Here is a 15,833-nt window from a genome sequence, read left to right as displayed (position 1 = left end):
GCGCTCGCCGGGGGACGACAGACTCACGTCCCGTGGACGATCAACCGGCCGTGCGCGACCCGGGTGTGCGCAACGCGGTCGACGGGGGGAGCGGTGGCCCCGTCGTGCAGGCCGGGTCCATCGGCCACGTCTCGCTGGCCGCGTGGCGGCCCGACCACCCGCGGGTGCCGCGTCAGCTCCCGCCGGTGGTGCGCGGCTTCACCGGCCGGGTCGAGCACCTGGCCGCGCTCGACGCGCTGCTCGACCGCGACGGGGGCGGTGACCGCGGCGCGGTGGTGATCTCGGCGCTGGACGGCACGGCCGGCGTGGGCAAGACCGCGTTGGCCGTGCGCTGGGCCCACGACGTCCAGCACCGGTTCCCCGACGGCACGCTGTACGTGGACCTGCGCGGCTACGCCCCCGGCGCGCCCGCCGACCCGGGCGAGGTGCTGGGGTGGTTCCTCGGTGCGCTCGGCGTGCCGCCGGAGCGGGTCCCGTCGGGCCCGGAGGAGCGGGCCGGGTGCTACCGGTCGGTGCTGGCGGGCCGCCGGGTGCTGGTCGTGCTGGACAACGCCCACTCCGCCGGGCAGGTGCGACCGCTGCTGCCCGGCGACCCCGACTGCCTGGTGGTGGTGACCAGCCGGGCGAGGCTGACCGGGCTGGTGGTCGGCGAGGGCGCGACGCGGGTGACGCTGGACCTGCTCACCCCGGGCGAGGCGCTGGAGCTGGTGCGGACCGTCCTCGGGCCCTCGTGGGCCGACGCCGAGCCCGATGCGGTGGTCGAGCTGATCGGGGCGTGCGCCCGGCTGCCGCTGGCGCTGCGGATCGCCGCCGGGCGCGTCGCCGCGCACCCGCACCTCACGCTCGCCGACCTGGTCGCCGAGCTGCGCGGCGACCAGGGGCGCTGGGAGGCGCTGAGCGTCCCGCACGACGAGCGCACCGCCGTGCGCCCGGTGTTCGACTGGTCCTACCGCCTGCTCGGGGCGGAGGAGGCGCGGGTGTTCCGCCTGCTCGGGCTGCACCCCGGCCCCGAGATCGACCTGCACGCCGCCGCGGCCCTCGCCGGGGTCGGTCTCGCCTCGGCCCGGCGCTCGCTCGCCGCCCTGGGCGAGGCGCACGTGGTCGAGCCGATCGCCCGCGACCGCTACCGCCTCCACGACCTCCTGCGCGCCTACGCCGCCGACCGGGCCGCCCGCGAGGAGTCCGCCGGGGCGCGCGACCGGGCCCGCCGGAACCTGGTCGAGTGGTACGCCCACCACGCCGTCACCGCCGCGGCGGCGGTCGCGCCGATGCTCACCGAGTGGTTCGGGGTCCCCGAACCGGACGCGAACGCCGCGCCCGAGGTGACCTTCGCCGACCCCGCCGAGACGTGGGCCTGGGCGCGGCGCGAGGTCGTCAACCTGCTCCCGGTGACCCGCGAGGCCGCGCGTCACGGCCTGGACCGGTCGACCGTCGCCCTGGCGCGCGTCGCCGCGGCGGTCCTCGGCCTGTGGACGTCCCGGGACGAGGCGGTCGAGGTCTGCCGGACCGGCCTGGCCGCCGCCCGCCGGCTCGGCGACCGCGCCGCCGAGTGCCGCCTCACGCAGCACCTGGCCCTCCAGCTCTGGCTCGACGGCGAGGTCCGGGAGGCCGACGAGGTCATGCGGGCCGCCCTGGCCCTGGCGCGCGGCACCGGCGAACCGGGGCTGGTCGCGGAGGTGCTGCACCACCTGGGCTGGCTGTGCGTCGACCGGGGGCTGTTCACCGAGGCCGTGCAGCACCTGCTGGCGGTGTTGCCGCTCGCCCCCGGCGCGCAGGACGGGCGGCTGGAGTACCTCGCCGAGTGCCACCTCGGCGCGGCGTACAGCGGACTGGGCGAGCACGACCGGGCCGGCCGGCACGTCGAGCGGAGCCTCGCCCTGCTGCGCCGGACCGACCACGTCGGCCACGAGTCCTACGTGCTGACCCGGTCGGCGCGGGTCCGGCAGGGCGCCGGCGACCACGGCGCGGCGATCGCCCTGTGCGAGCTGGCCCTCGACCGGGAGCACCACTCCTGCCGGCCGCAGGACCACGCCGCCACCCTCGACGCCCTGGGCGTCTCGCTGCGGCACGTCGGCGACGCGGCGCGCGCGGCGGCGGTGTGGCGCGAGGCGCTGGCGATCTTCACCGCCTTCGGCGACGGGCGGGCGGCGAACCTGCGGGAACGGCTCGCCGCCCTGGGGACCGCCTGAGCCGGCGGATCACGCCCAGGCGAGCACCGACTCGACCTCGGCGTCCAGCTCGGACACCGGGATGTGGCCGAACTGCTCGACCACGACCCGGCCGTCGCGCCGCCGCCACGAGCCGCGCACCCGGCCGTCCACCACGACGTGCGGGACGGGGCCGCCGCCACCGGGCAGCACGAACGGCGCGTCGGCCGGGTCGAGCAGCAGGCCGCGGTCGCGGTAGCCGAGCAGGAACGTGTCGAACGGGCCGAGCAGGCGCACCACACCGTCCAGCTCGCCGGCGTCGGCGTCGGTGGTGGGCAGCCGCCAGCCGTGCTCGCCCTCGACCAGCTCGTCGACGGGGAACGCGGCGGCCACGTCGCCGGCGGGCAGCCCGCTCCACGCGGTGAAGTCCTCGACCGTGGCCGGCCCGTGGGCGCGCAGGTAGCGGCGGACCAGCTCGTCCACGCCGCGCGGCTCGACCTCGTCGTCCCCGGCGACCAGCCGGTAGGTGCCCTCGCCCGCGCACACCACGCCCCGGTTCGCGGCGTAGGCCAGCAGGTAGGCGGGCGCCTCGCCGCCCGGGTCGACCACCACGCCCGCCCCGGCGAGCCGCCGCACCACCTCCTGCCTGGTCAGGGGTTCGGTCAGCACCTCGCGCAGCGCGTCCAGGGCCCGGCCGCACAGCGCGTCGTCCAGTCCCAGGTCGAGCCGCCGGCGGCGGGTGCGGGCCACGTTCACCGGGCCGAGCAGCGCGACGAGCCACCCGGCGTCCTCGCGGCGCAGCAGGTGCACCGCGCCGCGCATCGCGCAGGTGCGCACCACGTCGCCGGCGGCGAGCGCCTCGCGTAGGTCGGCCGGGGCGACACCGGTGGTGCGGGCGCGCACGGCGAGCCCGGCGGCGGTCGGGTCCTGCGCCTGCACGGCGAGCACGTCGCGCAGCAATTCGTCCAGCGAGCGGGCGGGGGTCGTCAGGCGCTGGGCGCCCATCCGCAGCGCCCTCGCCCGGTCGTCGGCCGACGTGGACGGGGCCGGGACACCTGCCCCGCCGTCGAGGGCCCCGCCGACCGGGGCCCCGTCGTCCCCGGCCTGCGCGGCGGTGTCGCCCTGCCGCGCGGTCACGCCGTCCATGTCGTCCCTCTCCGTCTCGGCGGCACGGTAGGGAGAGGAAAGACCTTGCAAGGGTTTTCAGCAAGTCCTTGACAGTTCACGTGCCGGACGGCAGTTCACGTGCCGGGCGCGAGCCCGGGGGAGCCCAGCGCCCTCGCGGCCTGCTCGGCGCCCGCGGCCAGGGCGGTGGGCACGTCCGCGCCGCCCAGGTGGGCCACCAGGTAGCCGGCGAAGAACGCGTCGCCCGCCCCGTTGGTGTCGACGACCTCGGCGACCGGGACCGCGGGCACGCGGTGCACCTCGCCGTCGACCAGGGCGACCGCGCCGTCCGGGCCGAGCGTGGCCACGGCGGGCTTGCCGGTGGAGCGCAGGAACGCCAGCAGCGCGTCGCGGTCGGCGAACCCGTCGTCGTTGAGGGTGAAGAAGTCGGCGGCGTCGAGGAAGTCGCGGTGGAACCCCTGCGCGCCGTCGTAGCCGTGCAGGTCCGTCCACAGCGGCACGCCGGCCCCGCGCGGCGCGGTCAGCAGCGGCCGGGAGTGCTCGGCGAGGTCGACCACGACCACGTCGGCCGCCGCGAGCGCGGCCAGCGCCCGTTCGTCGTGCCGGGGCGCGTCCAGGCCGGGCAGCTCCAGGTAGATCGACAGCCGCCCGCCGCGCGGGTCCATCACGTTCAGGTGCTGCTCGGTGGGCTGGTCGACCACCTCGGCGATCACCTCGACCCCGGCGTCGGCCAGCACGGCGAGCACCGCGCGACCGGGTTCGTCGTCGCCCACGACGGTGCGCAGCACCACGTCCGCGCCGAGCGAGGCGAGGTTGAGCGCCTTGCCCGCCGACGTGCCGCCGACCGCCGTCCAGTGGCGCGAGGCGAACACGGTCTGCGGGCGGGCGTCGGGCAGGCGGTCCAGCTCGACCAGCCGGTTCCACGACACGGGACCGGCGACGAACACCCTGGGCTTGATCACCGGGTCATTGTGCGACCCGGTGATCAAGCCCGCCGTGACCGGGGCGAGCGCACGTCGCGCGCCCCGGTCACGCGCCTCCGGTCAGAACGTGACCGCCAGGGACTCCAGGCGGTGGGTGAGGGGCGGGCTCGGCACCACGGTCGCCGACTCCAGCCGCAGGTCGGGGCAGCGGTCGAGCAGGATGCGGAAGCACTCGTCGGCCTCCATCCGGGCCAGCGCCGCGCCGAGGCAGTAGAACGCGCCCAGGCCGAACGCGGTGTGCCGGTTGGGCTTGCGCGTGATGTCGAACCGGTCGGGGTCGGTGAAGACCTCCGGGTCGCGGTTGCCGGCCATCATCGCCAGGTAGAACCGCCTGCCCGCGGGCAGGTCGAGGTCGCCCAGGCGGAACGGCTCGGTGCTCTGGCGCACGATGATGCTCGCCGGTCCGTCGCAGCGCAGCATCTCCTCCACCGCGCCCGGCGTGAGGGAGGGGTCGGCCTTGAGCCGGGCGAACTCGTCGGGGTTGTCGAACAGCAGCTTGAGGCCGTTGGCGATCAGGGTGGCGGTCGTCTCGTGGCCCGCGAACAGCAGCAGCACGCAGTTGGCGACGATCTCGTCCTCGGTGACCACGCCCTCGCGCTCGGCGGCGACGAACACGCTGATCAGGTCCTCGCGCGGCTCCTCGCGGTGCTCCCGCACCAGGCCGCGCACGTAGTCCTGCATCTCCAGCACGCTGCGCTGGGACTGCCGCAGCCGGTCGACGTCGGCGACCTGGAACACCGCCAGGATGTCGCGCGACCACGCCTGGAGCTGCTCGCGGTGCTCGGTGGGCATGCCCAGCATCTCGGCGATCACGTTGGCGGGCAGCGGGTAGGCCAGGTCGGCGACGACCTCCATCCGGCCCCGCGCGGCGACGGCGTCGAGCAGCTCGTTGGTCAGCTCGCGCACCCGCGGGCGCAGGCCGTTGACCGTCGAGGGGGTGAAGTAGCGCTTGAGCAGCTGCTGGAAGCGCACGTGGTCGGTCTCGTTGGTGTGGCCCATCCACAGCTCGATGGACGTGCGCAGGGGGAGCAGCTCCTCCTGCTCCTCGGGGGAGAACTGGGAGAGCGACTGGGCCATGTTGGCCGGCACCAGCGTGCGGTCCTTGAGCACGGACAGGATGTCCGCGTGCCGGGTTAAGAGGTAGGAGTCGAGCTGGGGGATGACGCTGACCGGGCTCTCGGCGCGGATGCGGTGCAGCAGCGGGGTCGGGTCGCTCAGCGCCTCGGGGGAGAACAGGTCGTAGGACTTGAGCGCCACGGCGGAATCGGTCATGCGGGCCAGTCTGTCCGAAGCGCCCGCGAGCGGGCCACGGATGAACGCGAAATCCCCTCACATGGTGGCATGAACAGGGACCACTGGCCAACACCCTCAATAACTTCAGTGTCGCCTAAAAATAATCCTCCCGCATCACCGTAGCAGCGAAAACATCGATCAAAAACGCCAGGACGAGGGGAAGGGACCGCCCCGGTGAGGGTGCCACGCGTACCACCGGGGCGGCTCTGTTCCGGTCAGCCCTGTTCGGACCACCAGCGGCGGCCGGTGTCGCCGAGGGTGGAGATCGGGTCGTAGTAGGGGTAGCGGCGGTCGAGGGCTTCGGGGTCGTCGTGCTCGATGCCGGTGCGGTAGTTCTTGGTCCAGTAGGAGATGCCGAGTTCGCGGTCGTACTCGTGGAGCTGGTGGACCCAGCGCTTGCCGACGTAGGGGACGTCGCAGACGATGCGCGGGGTGGCGTAGCCGGGCAGGTAGCCCATGATGGCGTGCTGGAGTTCCTGGGCTTCCCAGACGGCGACGCGCCAGTGCTCGGCGTTGGGGATCATGTCGCACATGTAGAAGTAGTAGGGCAGGACGTTGGCCTCGCCCTGGAGCGCGAAGCAGAGGTCGAGCAGGTCGTCGGGGGTGGCGTTGACGCCCTTCATGAGGACGCCCTGGTTGCGGACGTCGCGGACGCCGACCTCCAGTGCGGTGCGGGCGGCTTCGGCGACGAGCGGGGTGACGGACTGCACGTGGTTGACGTGGGTGTGGATGGCGAGGTTGACGCCGCGTCGGGAGGCGGTGCGGGCGACGCGTTCGAGTCCTTCGACGACCTTGGGTTGGAGCCAGTGCTGGGGGAGTCCGGCGAGGGCCTTGGTGGCGAGGCGGACGTCGCGGACGGTGTCGATGTCGAGGAGTCGCATGAGGAAGGACTCGAGCTGGGGCCAGGGGACGTTGGCGACGTCGCCGCCGGAGACGACGACGTCGCGCACGCCGGGGGTGTGCTTGAGGTAGTCGATCATGCGGTCCTGGCGGTCGACGGGTTTGAGGGCGAGCTTGTGTTTGCTGACCTGGGGGGTGGAGTTGCCGACGAGGTCCATGCGGGTGCAGTGGCCGCAGTACTGGGGGCAGGTGGAGACGAGTTCGGCGAGGACCTTGGTGGGGTAGCGGTGGGTGAGTCCTTCGACGACCCACATCTCGGCTTCGTGCAGGGAGTCGCGGGCGGAGTGGGGGTGGCTGGGCCAGTGGGGGTCGCGGTCGCTGCGGACGGGGAGCATGTAGCGGCGGACGGGGTCGGCGAGGAACGCCTCGGTGAACGCCTCGGGTTCGAGGGGTGCGGTGGGCGCGGTGGTGTTGAGCATCTGGGGTGGGAGCAGCATCGACATGGTGGCGAGGTGCTGCTGGTCGGCGGCGAGTTCGTCGTAGAACCGGTCGGTGAGCAGGTCGCCGGTGACGGTGCGGAGCTGTCTGGGGTTCTTGACGCAGTTGGCGCGTTGCCACTGGGCGTCGCGCCACTGGGTGTCGGTGACGTCGCGCCAGCCGGGGAAGCGGCGCCAGTCGGGTTCGACGAGTTCGCGGCGGACGTAGGTGTAGGGCTGGGGCCCGGTCGTGCCGGAGGTGGCGGGGACCTCGTGCAGCGCAGTCATCCATGCTCCCTACCCGTTGAGTGACGTGAAGATATGCTGCCAGACGGGCTGTTGGACGTAAATATTTCGGCCGGGAGCGTTTCGGGCGGTTCGTTCGTTGGGTGGGTATGCGCGTGTTCGCCGTACTGCTGATCGGCCTGGCCGTGGAGGTGACCGCCCTGGTGGCGGCCTTCGGGGCCTGGGGACCCCTGCCGACATTGGGGCTGCTGCTCCTGGGCGGGGTGGTGGGGGCGGTGCTGCTGCGCCGGGAGGGCGCGCGCACGATCGGGGCGTTCTCGGAGGCGGTGCGCACGCGGCGGGCGCCGCACCAGGAGGTCGCGGACGGGTTCCTGATCGCGGCGGCGGGGTTCCTGATCGTGGTGCCGGGGTTCCTCAGCGACGTGGCGGGCCTGTTCCTGCTGTTCCCGCCGACGCGGCGGTTGATCAGCCGGCGGATGGCGCGGCGGGCGGAGGCGCGGGAGCGGGAGATGGTGCTCAACCTGCGCTACGGGCGGTCGCCGTCGGCCGGTGGCGCGGTGGTGGACGGCGCGGTGGTGGACGGCACTGTGGTGGACGGGTCGGCGACCGACGTGCGGTCCGCTCCGGCGGAGCGGCGCGAGCTGCGCTGACCGACCGCGCCCGATGCGGGGTGTCGCGGAATCGGGCGTTGGGTACGTGACACGGCATGACGGTCATAGGCGTGCACGCCTCGCACGAACAGGTACACCCGACGGCGCTGCTGGACGCGGTGCGGCGGGCGGAGGAGGTCGGCTTCGACGCGGCGATGAGCTCGGACCACTTCTCGCCGTGGAGCAGCAGGCAGGGGCAGAGCGCGTTCGCGTGGTCGTGGCTGGGTGCCGCGCTCCAGGCGACGTCGTTGCCGTTCGGCGTGGTCAACGCGCCGGGGCAGCGGTACCACCCGGCGATCATCGCGCAGGCCATCGGCACGTTGGGCGCGATGTTCCCGGGTCGGTTCTGGGCGGCGCTGGGCAGCGGTGAGGCCAGCAACGAGCACATCACCGGCGCGGTGTGGCCGGACAAGGCGACCCGCAACGCGCGGTTGCGCGAGTGCGTGGAGGTGATCCGGGCGCTGCTGCGCGGCGAGGAGGTCACCCACCACGGGTTGGTGACGGTGGACCGGGCGCGGGTGTGGACGTTGCCGGAGGAGCCGCCGCTGCTGGTGGGTGCGGCGGTGAGCCCGGAGACGGCGGCGTGGTGCGCGGAGTGGGCGGACGGCCTGATCACGGTGAACGCGCCGGTCGAGCAGCTGGTGAAGGTGCGTGACGCGTACCGCGACGCCGGTGGTCGGGGCAAGCTGCACCTGCAGGTGCACCTGAGCTGGGCGCCGGACGAGGACGAGGCGCGGTCGGTGGCGCACGAGCAGTGGCGCAGCAACGTGTTCGCGCCGCCGGTGTGCTGGGACCTGGACCTGGCGGAGACGTTCGACGTGGTCTCCGAGCACGTGTCGGTGGAGCAGGTGGCGCAGGTGGTGAACATCTCGTCCGACCTGGGGTGGCACGCGAAGACGGTGCGGGAGTACGCGGAGCTGGGCTTCGAGGAGGTGTACCTGCACCACGTGGGGCAGGAGCAGGGGCGGTTCCTGGACGCGTTCGGCGAGCACGTGCTGCCGGCGGTGCGGTCGTGAAGCTGACCCGGACCGCGGACCTGTGGTGGAAGAACGCCGTCGTGTACTGCCTGGACGTGGAGACCTTCCACGACTCGGACGGTGACGGCTACGGCGACTTCAAGGGGTTGACGCAGAAGATCGACCACCTGCACCGGTTGGGGGTGACGTGCCTGTGGTTGATGCCGTTCTTCCCGACGCCGGACCGGGACGACGGCTACGACATCACGGACTTCTACGGCGTGGACCCGCGGTTGGGCACGTTGGGCGACTTCACCGAGTTCGTGCGCACGGCGCGCGACCGGGGGATGCGGGTGATCGCGGACCTGGTGGTCAACCACACCTCCGACCAGCACCCGTGGTTCCAGCAGGCGCGGGACCCGAAGAGCGCGCGGCACGACTGGTACGTGTGGGCGGACGAGAAGCCGGCCGACGGCGACGAGGGCGTGGTCTTCCCGGACCAGGAGACGTCGTTGTGGACCTACGACCGCAAGGCCAAGAAGTACTACCTGCACAAGTTCTACAAGCACCAGCCGGACCTGAACGTGGCGAACCCGGCGGTGCGCGACGAGATCGCGCGCGTGATGGGGTTCTGGATGGAGCTGGGGCTGTCGGGGTTCCGGGTGGACGCGGTGCCGTTCCTGCTGGAGGCGCCGGTGGAGGCGTTGCCGGACCCGCACGACTACCTGGCGGACCTGCGGGCGTTCCTGTCGCGGCGCAACGGCGAGGCGGTGCTGCTGGGGGAGGTGAACCTGCCCTACACCGAGACGATGAAGTTCTTCGGCGGCGCGGACGGCGTGGGCGACGAGCTGAACATGTGCTTCGACTTCATCGGGATGCAGCAGATGTACCTGTCGTTGGCGCGGCAGCAGGCCAGTCCGCTGGCGCACGCGCTCAAGGAGCGGCCGCAGCCGCCGCGCGACTGCCACTGGGCGACGTTCGTGCGCAACCACGACGAGCTGACGCTGGACAAGTTGACGGTGCCGGAGCGGCAGGAGGTGTTCGCCGCGTTCGGCCCGGACGAGGACATGCAGCTCTACGGGCGGGGGTTGCGGCGGCGGTTGCCGTCGATGCTGGGCGGTGACCCGAAGCGGGTGAAGATGGTCTACAGCCTGCTGTTCTCGCTGCCGGGCACGCCGGTGCTGTTCTACGGCGAGGAGGTCGGCATGGTCGAGGACCTGTCGATCCCGGGTCGGGAGGCGGTGCGCACGCCGATGTGGTGGGACGCGGCCGTCGAGCAGCGCCGCGACCCCGATTCGCTGCTGGAGTGGGTGCGGATGCTGGTGGAGCGCTACCGGGAGTGCCCGGAGCTGGCGTGGGGCGCCTACCAGGTGCTCGACACAGAGGACCCTGCGGTGTTGGCGCACCGCAGCGACATCGACGGCGGCACGGTGCTGGCGGTGCACAACCTGGCCGACCGCGAGGCGGTGATCGAGGTGGACAAGCTCGACGGCGACCTCACCGACCTGCTGGTCGACGGCACGGTGCCGACGAAGGGCGGTGTGGCGCGCGTCGAGCTGGACCCGTACGGCTGCCGCTGGTTCCGGGTGGTGCCCAAGTCCTGACCGGTCAGGTGAGCCCGACCGGTGGGATGAGCCCGACCGGTCAGGTGAGCCGGTAGCCGTGGGCGGGGCGGTTGGCCACCCCGTAGCGGGGTTGGACCTCCGCCCTGCCGACGGTGACCAGGTGTTCCAGGTAGCGGCGGGCGCTGACGCGGGAGAGGCCGGCGCGTTCGCCGACCTCCTGGGCGGACAGGTCGGTGGTGGTGGTGCGCAGGGTGTCGAGGACGAGTTTGAGGGTCACGGCGGACAGGCCCTTGGGCAGGCCGACGCGGGGCCGGTGCTGGAGGAGCTGGTCGACCTCGTCCTGGTCGAGCCAGGGGCCCATGCGGGCGACCTCGGTGCGGCGCGCGAGGTACTCGCGCATGCGGTCGAGGAACGCGGTGCGGGTGAAGGGCTTGACCAGGTAGTGGTCCACGCCGCGGGACATGGCCTGCCGGACGGTCTCGCGTTCGCGGGCGGCGGTGACGGCGATGACGTCGACCGGCGGGCCGGGGCGGCCGCGCAGGCGGGCGAGGACCTCCAGGCCGGAGATGTCGGGCAGGTGGATGTCGAGGAGCACCAGGTCGGGGCGCAGGGCCTCCACCGCGCGCAGCGCCTCGCCGCCGCCGTGGGCCTCGCCGACGACCTCGAACTCGGGCAGGGCCTCCAGGAACCCGCGGTGCACGGCGGCGACCGCGAAGTCGTCGTCCACGACGAGCGTGCGCACGTTCACCGGGCCACCTCCGGCAGCCACACGTCGAACGACGCGCCGCCCAGTTCCGAATCCGAGATCTCCACCCGGCCGCTCCGCCGGGTGACCACCCTGGACACCAACGCCAGTCCAATCCCTCGTCCGTGCGCGCCCCTCGGCGCCTTCGAGCTGACTCCCAGGGTGAAGATGCGGCCGCGTTGCGACCGCTCCACCCCGGGGCCGTCGTCGTCGACGACGACCCGCACCCCCGTGGGGTCCGACCGCACCAGCACCCGCACGGTTCCCCCGGCGGAGACGGCGTCGACGGCGTTGTCGACCAGGTTGCCCAGCACGGTCAGCGCGTCGTCGCCGGTGCGGGCGTCGACGGTGGAGCCGGGGTCCAGGCGCAGCGCCACGCCGCGCTCGTGCGCGGTGGAGGACTTGGCGAGCAGCAGGGCGGCGAGCGCGGGGTCGGCCATGGCGCCGCCGATGATGCCCGACGTGACCGAGCCCGCTCCGCCGACCCGTTCGATGTAGGCGACGGCGTCCTCGCGCCGGTCGAGTTCGACCAGGCCGCTGATGACGTGCAGGTGGTTGGTGAACTCGTGGGCCTGGGCGCGCAGCACCTCGGTGACGGTGCGTTGCCCGTCCAGTTCGCGCAGCGCGTCGTGCAGCTCGGTGCGGTCACGCAGGGTGAGTACGACGCCGACGGGGCGGCCGTGGGTCTTGGCGGTGGTCCGGTTGGCGACGAGGACGCGTTCGCCGGCCAGCACGAGCCGGTCGGCGACGTCGTCGACGCCGCGGGCGAGGTCGAGCAGGCCGCCGTCCTCCAGCACGTCGGCGGCGGGTTTGCCGGTGGGGTCCTCGGTGAGGCCGAGGAGCCTCATCGCCTCGTCGTTGACCAGGGCGAGGCGTTCGCGGTCGTCGACGGCGACCACGCCCTCGCGGATGCCGTGCAGCATCGCGTCGCGGGTCTCCAGCAGCTGCGCGATCTCGGCCGGTTCGAGCTTGAACGTCCGCTTGCGCACCAGCTGGGTCACCAGCGCCGCGCCGAGCACGCCGACGAGGGCGGCGGCGGCGAGCCAGCCGATGAGCTCGGGCAGGTCCTCGGCGAGGTCGGCGTCGAGCTGGCTCTCCAGGATGCCCACCGAGGCCATGCCGATGATCTCGCCGCCGGGGGAGCGGATGGGCACCTTCGCGCGCAGCGAGGTGCCCAGGGTGCCGGTCTCGGTGCCGACGAACACGTGCCCGGACAGGGCGGTGCTGGGGTCGGTGGAGACCATCTCGCCGATGCGCGCCGGGTCGGGGTGGGCGTAGCGGACGCCGTTGCGGTCGGTGACCACGACGTAGGTGACGTTGGAGGCGTTGCGGATCAGCTCGGCCAGGGGCTGGATGGCGTCGCTGGGCCGCTGGGAGGTGAAGGCTTCCACGACGGCGGGCAGCCGTGCGACGCTCTCGGCCACGGAGAGCATCCGGTCGACGTAGGAGTCGCGGATGCGGTCGCTCTGGAGCTTGGCCGCCATCAGTCCCGCCGCGCAGACGGTGGCGAGCACGATGACCACCTGCAGCACGAGCAGGGAGACACCCAGGGGGACCGAACGGCGGCGCATGAGGGGCATTCTGGCCTATTGCCTGTGAGCCCGGCCACGACCTAAACGACCAATACGGCCCTTACGAACTATGTGCATCCTCACCTGATCGAGTGCACCTAGGGTCCCGGCCACCAGCACGACAGCGCGCTGGGTGGAACACGGAGGACCCGATGGCAGGACAGCACACCCGACTTCTCGCGGCCGTGGCCGCTGCGGGCCTGGTGCTCGCGGGGTGTGGCGGTGGCGGCGGTGGCGTCTCGGCGACCGACGACGTCGGCCGCCTGGAGATCATGGCCCCGGCGGACCCCGGCGGCGGCTGGGACCAGACCGCGCGCGCGATGCAGGCGGCCATCAGCGGCGCCGACCTCGCCGGCTCGGTGCAGGTCAGCAACGTCGGCGGCGCGGGCGGCACGGTCGGCCTGCAGAAGCTCGCGAACGAGAAGTCCGACACCTACCTGATGGTGACCGGGCTGGTCATGGTGGGCGCGGTGGAGACCAACGGCGTGGACAAGCGCCTGGAGGACACCACCCCGATCGCCCGCCTCACCGCCGAGGACGAGGTCGTCGTGGTGCCCGCGGAGTCGCCGTACCAGACCATCGACGACCTGCTCAAGGCCGTCGACGAGAAGGGTCAGGGCGTGTCGATCACCGGCGGCTCGGCCGGCGGCACCGACCACATCCTCGCCGCGATGCTGCTCAAGGCCAAGAACATCGACCCGGCCAAGCTCAACTACGTGCCCTACTCCGGTGGCGGCGAGTCGCTGGCCGCGCTGCTGGGCGGCAAGGTCGACGCGGGCATCTCCGGCGTCGGCGAGTACGTCGAGCAGATCAAGGCGGGCAAGCTGCGCGCCCTGGGCACGTCCGGCCCGCAGGAGCACCCCGAGATCAAGGCGCCGACGTTCAAGCAGGTCGGCAGCGGCGTGGAGCTGATCAACTGGCGCGGCGTGGTGGCGCCGGGCTCGATCTCGGTGGCCGCCAAGGACCGCCTGGTCAAGCTGGTCACCGACATGCACGCCAGCCCGCAGTGGCAGGAGGAGCTGAAGAAGAAGGGCTGGACCGACACGTTCCAGACCGGGCACGACTTCAACACCTTCCTCACCACCGAGATCGGTCGCATCAAGCCGGTGCTCCAGGAGATCGGCCTCGTGAAGTGACCTCGCCCGCGACACCGCCCCCGGCCTCGCGGCCGGGGGCACCCCCGCCGGGCGGCACCGCGCCGGACGGCACCGCGTCGGGTGCCGTCGCCGCCCGGACCTCGGCGAAGGTCGAGGAGTACGTCTTCGCCGCGCTGGTCGTCGCGCTCGGCGTGTTCACCCTCGTCGACGCCACCACCATCAGCCTGCGCAACCAGAGCGCCGTGGGGCCGCGCGCGTTCCCCTACGCGGTGGGCGCGCTGCTGGTGGTCACCGGCATCGCGACGATCGTGGCCACCGCCCGCGGCAGGCTCGGCGAGGCCGAGGAGGCCGAGGACGTCGACACCGGCTCCGTGCGCACCGACTGGCTCACCGTGGGCAAGCTCGGCGTCGTGCTCGTCGCGCACCTGCTGCTGATCGAGCCCGTGGGCTGGCCGGTGGCCGCCGTCGTGCTGTTCGCCGGCGCGGCGTGGACGCTGGGCGCGGTGTGGTGGAAGGCGCTCGTCGTGGCCGTGGTGCTCGCGCTCGTGGTGCAGGTGCTGTTCGCCTCCGGCCTGGGCCTGTCGCTGCCCGCCGGGATCTTCGAGGGGGTGCCCCTCCTCGATGGGTGACTGGGCCGCACTGCTGGAGGGCTTCGCGACCGCCGCGCAGCCCGAGTACCTGCTCTACGCCCTGCTGGGCGTCACGCTGGGCACCGCCGTGGGCGTGCTGCCCGGCATCGGGCCGGCGATGACGGTGGCGCTGCTGCTGCCGCTGACCTACACGCTCGAACCCACCGCCGCGCTGATCATCTTCGCGGGCATCTACTACGGCGGCATGTACGGCGGGTCGACGACCTCGATCCTGCTCAACACGCCCGGCGAGTCGTCCTCCGTGGTCACCGCCCTGGAGGGCAACCGGATGGCCAAGGCCGGGCGCGGCGCCGCCGCCCTGGCCACCGCCGCGATCGGCTCGTTCGTGGCGGGCACCATCGCCACGGTGCTGCTCACCGCGCTCGCGCCGACCATCGCCGACGTCGCCGTGCAGCTGGGCCCGGCGGACTACGTGGCGCTGATGGTCGTGGCGTTCACCACCGTCGCCGCCCTGCTCGGGTCCTCCCCGGTGCGCGGCCTGGCCTCGCTCGGCATCGGCCTGTTCCTGGGCCTGGTGGGCACCGACACCCTCACCGGGCAGCAGCGGTTCACCCTCGGCGTGCCGACGCTGTCCGACGGCATCGACGTGGTCGTGGTCGCGGTCGGCGTGTTCGCCGTCGGCGAGGCGCTGTACGTGGCGGCGCGGCTGCGGCACGGGCCGGTGGAGGTGGTGCCGGTCGGCGGGAAGTGGATGACCGGCGAGTTCTGGCGCCGCTCTTGGAAGCCGTGGCTGCGGGGCACCTTCATCGGGTTCCCGATCGGCACCGTCCCGGCGGGCGGCGCGGACGTCTCGACGTTCCTGTCGTACGCGGCGGAGAAGAAGCTCTCGAAGCGGCCCGAGGAGTTCGGCAAGGGCGCCATCGAGGGCGTCGCCGGGCCGGAGGCGGCCAACAACGCCGCCGCCGCGGGCGTGCTCGTGCCGCTGCTGACCCTGGGCCTGCCCACCACCGCCACCGCGGCGGTGATCGTGGCCGCGTTCCAGAGCTACGGCATCCAGCCGGGGCCGCTGCTGTTCACCAACAACTCGGGCATGGTGTGGGCGCTGATCGCGTCGCTCTACATCGGCAACGTGATGCTGCTGGTGCTCAACCTGCCCCTGGTCAAGATCTGGGTGAAGGTGCTGCAGATCCCGCGGCCCTACCTGTACGCGGGCATCCTGCTGTTCGCCGCGCTCGGCACCTACGCGGTGAACTTCGTGGTGGACGACCTGGTCGTGCTGCTGGTCATCGGCGTGGTCGGGTTCTTCATGCGCCGCCACGGCTACCCCGTGGCGCCGCTGGTGGTGGGCCTGATCCTGGGCCCGATGGCCGAGGAGCAGGTGCGCCGCACCCTCCAGATCAGCGAGGGCGACCTGTCCGCGCTGGTCACCAGCCCGTTCGCGGCCGTGTCCTACTCGATCCTGGTCGTGGTCCTGGTGCTGGCCGCGGTGCTGCGCCTGCGCCGCCGCAAGGCCCCCGTCACCACCGCGTGACACCACGCCCCCGGGGGT

13 protein-coding genes are annotated in these 15,833 nt (G+C 73.0%); 7 read left to right on the top strand and 6 right to left on the bottom strand.

Annotated elements, in window-relative coordinates; all coding sequences use genetic code 11:
* Positions 1 to 32 precede the first annotated feature (32 nt).
* A complete protein-coding gene (locus ACRAKJ_RS21370) occupies positions 33 to 2,189 on the top strand; it encodes an NB-ARC domain-containing protein (RefSeq protein ID WP_438923014.1) in 2,157 nt (718 codons plus the stop codon).
* A gap of 9 nt (positions 2,190 to 2,198) precedes the next feature.
* Here ACRAKJ_RS21370 and ACRAKJ_RS21365 read toward each other — a convergent pair whose 3' ends face one another.
* The 4 genes from ACRAKJ_RS21365 to ACRAKJ_RS21350 form a co-directional block, all read right to left on the bottom strand.
* On the bottom strand, positions 2,199 to 3,293 hold the full coding sequence (locus ACRAKJ_RS21365; RefSeq protein WP_438923015.1) for a DNA glycosylase AlkZ-like family protein: 1,095 nt from the start codon (positions 3,291 to 3,293) through the stop codon (positions 2,199 to 2,201).
* Between the two features lie 95 nt (positions 3,294 to 3,388).
* Entirely contained in the window at positions 3,389 to 4,234 is an 846-nt protein-coding gene (locus tag ACRAKJ_RS21360) for a carbohydrate kinase family protein (RefSeq protein WP_447008635.1), read from the bottom strand.
* An 81-nt stretch (positions 4,235 to 4,315) separates the two neighbouring features.
* Complete coding sequence (locus tag ACRAKJ_RS21355) at positions 4,316 to 5,527, bottom strand: cytochrome P450 (RefSeq protein ID WP_438924956.1); 1,212 nt, start codon at positions 5,525 to 5,527, stop codon at positions 4,316 to 4,318.
* 236 nt (positions 5,528 to 5,763) lie between these two features.
* A complete protein-coding gene (locus ACRAKJ_RS21350; RefSeq protein WP_438924957.1) occupies positions 5,764 to 7,152 on the bottom strand; it encodes a KamA family radical SAM protein in 1,389 nt (462 codons plus the stop codon).
* A 107-nt stretch (positions 7,153 to 7,259) separates the two neighbouring features.
* Here ACRAKJ_RS21350 and ACRAKJ_RS21345 point away from each other — a divergent pair, with 107 nt between their 5' ends.
* From ACRAKJ_RS21345 to ACRAKJ_RS21335, 3 genes are read left to right on the top strand one after another with little or no spacing between them, the layout of a single operon-like run.
* On the top strand, positions 7,260 to 7,760 hold the full coding sequence (locus ACRAKJ_RS21345; protein ID WP_438924958.1) for an FxsA family protein: 501 nt from the start codon (positions 7,260 to 7,262) through the stop codon (positions 7,758 to 7,760).
* Between the two features lie 56 nt (positions 7,761 to 7,816).
* Positions 7,817 to 8,776 carry a TIGR03885 family FMN-dependent LLM class oxidoreductase gene (locus tag ACRAKJ_RS21340; RefSeq protein ID WP_438924959.1) on the top strand — a complete coding sequence of 320 codons (960 nt, stop codon included), beginning with the start codon at positions 7,817 to 7,819 and terminating at the stop codon, positions 8,774 to 8,776.
* A complete protein-coding gene (locus tag ACRAKJ_RS21335) occupies positions 8,773 to 10,320 on the top strand; it encodes an alpha-amylase family protein (protein ID WP_438924960.1) in 1,548 nt (515 codons plus the stop codon). Before ACRAKJ_RS21340 ends, ACRAKJ_RS21335 begins: the two co-directional genes overlap by 4 nt.
* Before the next feature lie 40 nt (positions 10,321 to 10,360).
* On the opposite strand, the gene ACRAKJ_RS21330 is transcribed toward ACRAKJ_RS21335, so the two are convergent.
* Positions 10,361 to 11,029 carry a response regulator gene (locus ACRAKJ_RS21330; RefSeq protein ID WP_438924961.1) on the bottom strand — a complete coding sequence of 223 codons (669 nt, stop codon included), beginning with the start codon at positions 11,027 to 11,029 and terminating at the stop codon, positions 10,361 to 10,363.
* Entirely contained in the window at positions 11,026 to 12,597 is a 1,572-nt protein-coding gene (locus tag ACRAKJ_RS21325; protein ID WP_438924962.1) for an ATP-binding protein, read from the bottom strand. Before ACRAKJ_RS21325 ends, ACRAKJ_RS21330 begins: the two co-directional genes overlap by 4 nt.
* Positions 12,598 to 12,749: 152 nt before the next feature.
* Between ACRAKJ_RS21325 and ACRAKJ_RS21320 the strand changes: the two genes are divergently transcribed.
* From ACRAKJ_RS21320 to ACRAKJ_RS21310, 3 genes are read left to right on the top strand one after another with little or no spacing between them, the layout of a single operon-like run.
* A complete protein-coding gene (locus ACRAKJ_RS21320; protein WP_438924963.1) occupies positions 12,750 to 13,733 on the top strand; it encodes a tripartite tricarboxylate transporter substrate-binding protein in 984 nt (327 codons plus the stop codon).
* On the top strand, positions 13,730 to 14,323 hold the full coding sequence (locus tag ACRAKJ_RS21315; protein WP_438924964.1) for a tripartite tricarboxylate transporter TctB family protein: 594 nt from the start codon (positions 13,730 to 13,732) through the stop codon (positions 14,321 to 14,323). The genes ACRAKJ_RS21320 and ACRAKJ_RS21315 overlap by 4 nt, the downstream gene beginning before the upstream one ends.
* Positions 14,316 to 15,815: a tripartite tricarboxylate transporter permease gene (locus ACRAKJ_RS21310; protein ID WP_438924965.1), complete on the top strand. Its 1,500-nt coding sequence runs from the start codon at positions 14,316 to 14,318 to the stop codon at positions 15,813 to 15,815. Before ACRAKJ_RS21315 ends, ACRAKJ_RS21310 begins: the two co-directional genes overlap by 8 nt.
* Positions 15,816 to 15,833 lie beyond the last annotated feature (18 nt).

This window comes from Saccharothrix sp. DSM 118769, from assembly GCF_052936295.1.
This window is presented reverse-complemented; position numbering and strand designations above follow the sequence as displayed.

Coding starts and splice junctions, on each gene's coding strand:
- ACRAKJ_RS21310 (WP_438924965.1), top strand. CDS start 14,316: ATGGGTGACTGGGCCGCACTGCTGGAGGGCTTCGCGACCGCCGCGCAG.
- ACRAKJ_RS21345 (WP_438924958.1), top strand. CDS start 7,260: ATGCGCGTGTTCGCCGTACTGCTGATCGGCCTGGCCGTGGAGGTGACC.
- ACRAKJ_RS21340 (WP_438924959.1), top strand. CDS start 7,817: ATGACGGTCATAGGCGTGCACGCCTCGCACGAACAGGTACACCCGACG.
- ACRAKJ_RS21325 (WP_438924962.1), bottom strand. CDS start 12,597: ATGCGCCGCCGTTCGGTCCCCCTGGGTGTCTCCCTGCTCGTGCTGCAG.
- ACRAKJ_RS21320 (WP_438924963.1), top strand. CDS start 12,750: ATGGCAGGACAGCACACCCGACTTCTCGCGGCCGTGGCCGCTGCGGGC.
- ACRAKJ_RS21355 (WP_438924956.1), bottom strand. CDS start 5,527: ATGACCGATTCCGCCGTGGCGCTCAAGTCCTACGACCTGTTCTCCCCC.
- ACRAKJ_RS21365 (WP_438923015.1), bottom strand. CDS start 3,293: ATGGACGGCGTGACCGCGCGGCAGGGCGACACCGCCGCGCAGGCCGGG.
- ACRAKJ_RS21350 (WP_438924957.1), bottom strand. CDS start 7,152: ATGACTGCGCTGCACGAGGTCCCCGCCACCTCCGGCACGACCGGGCCC.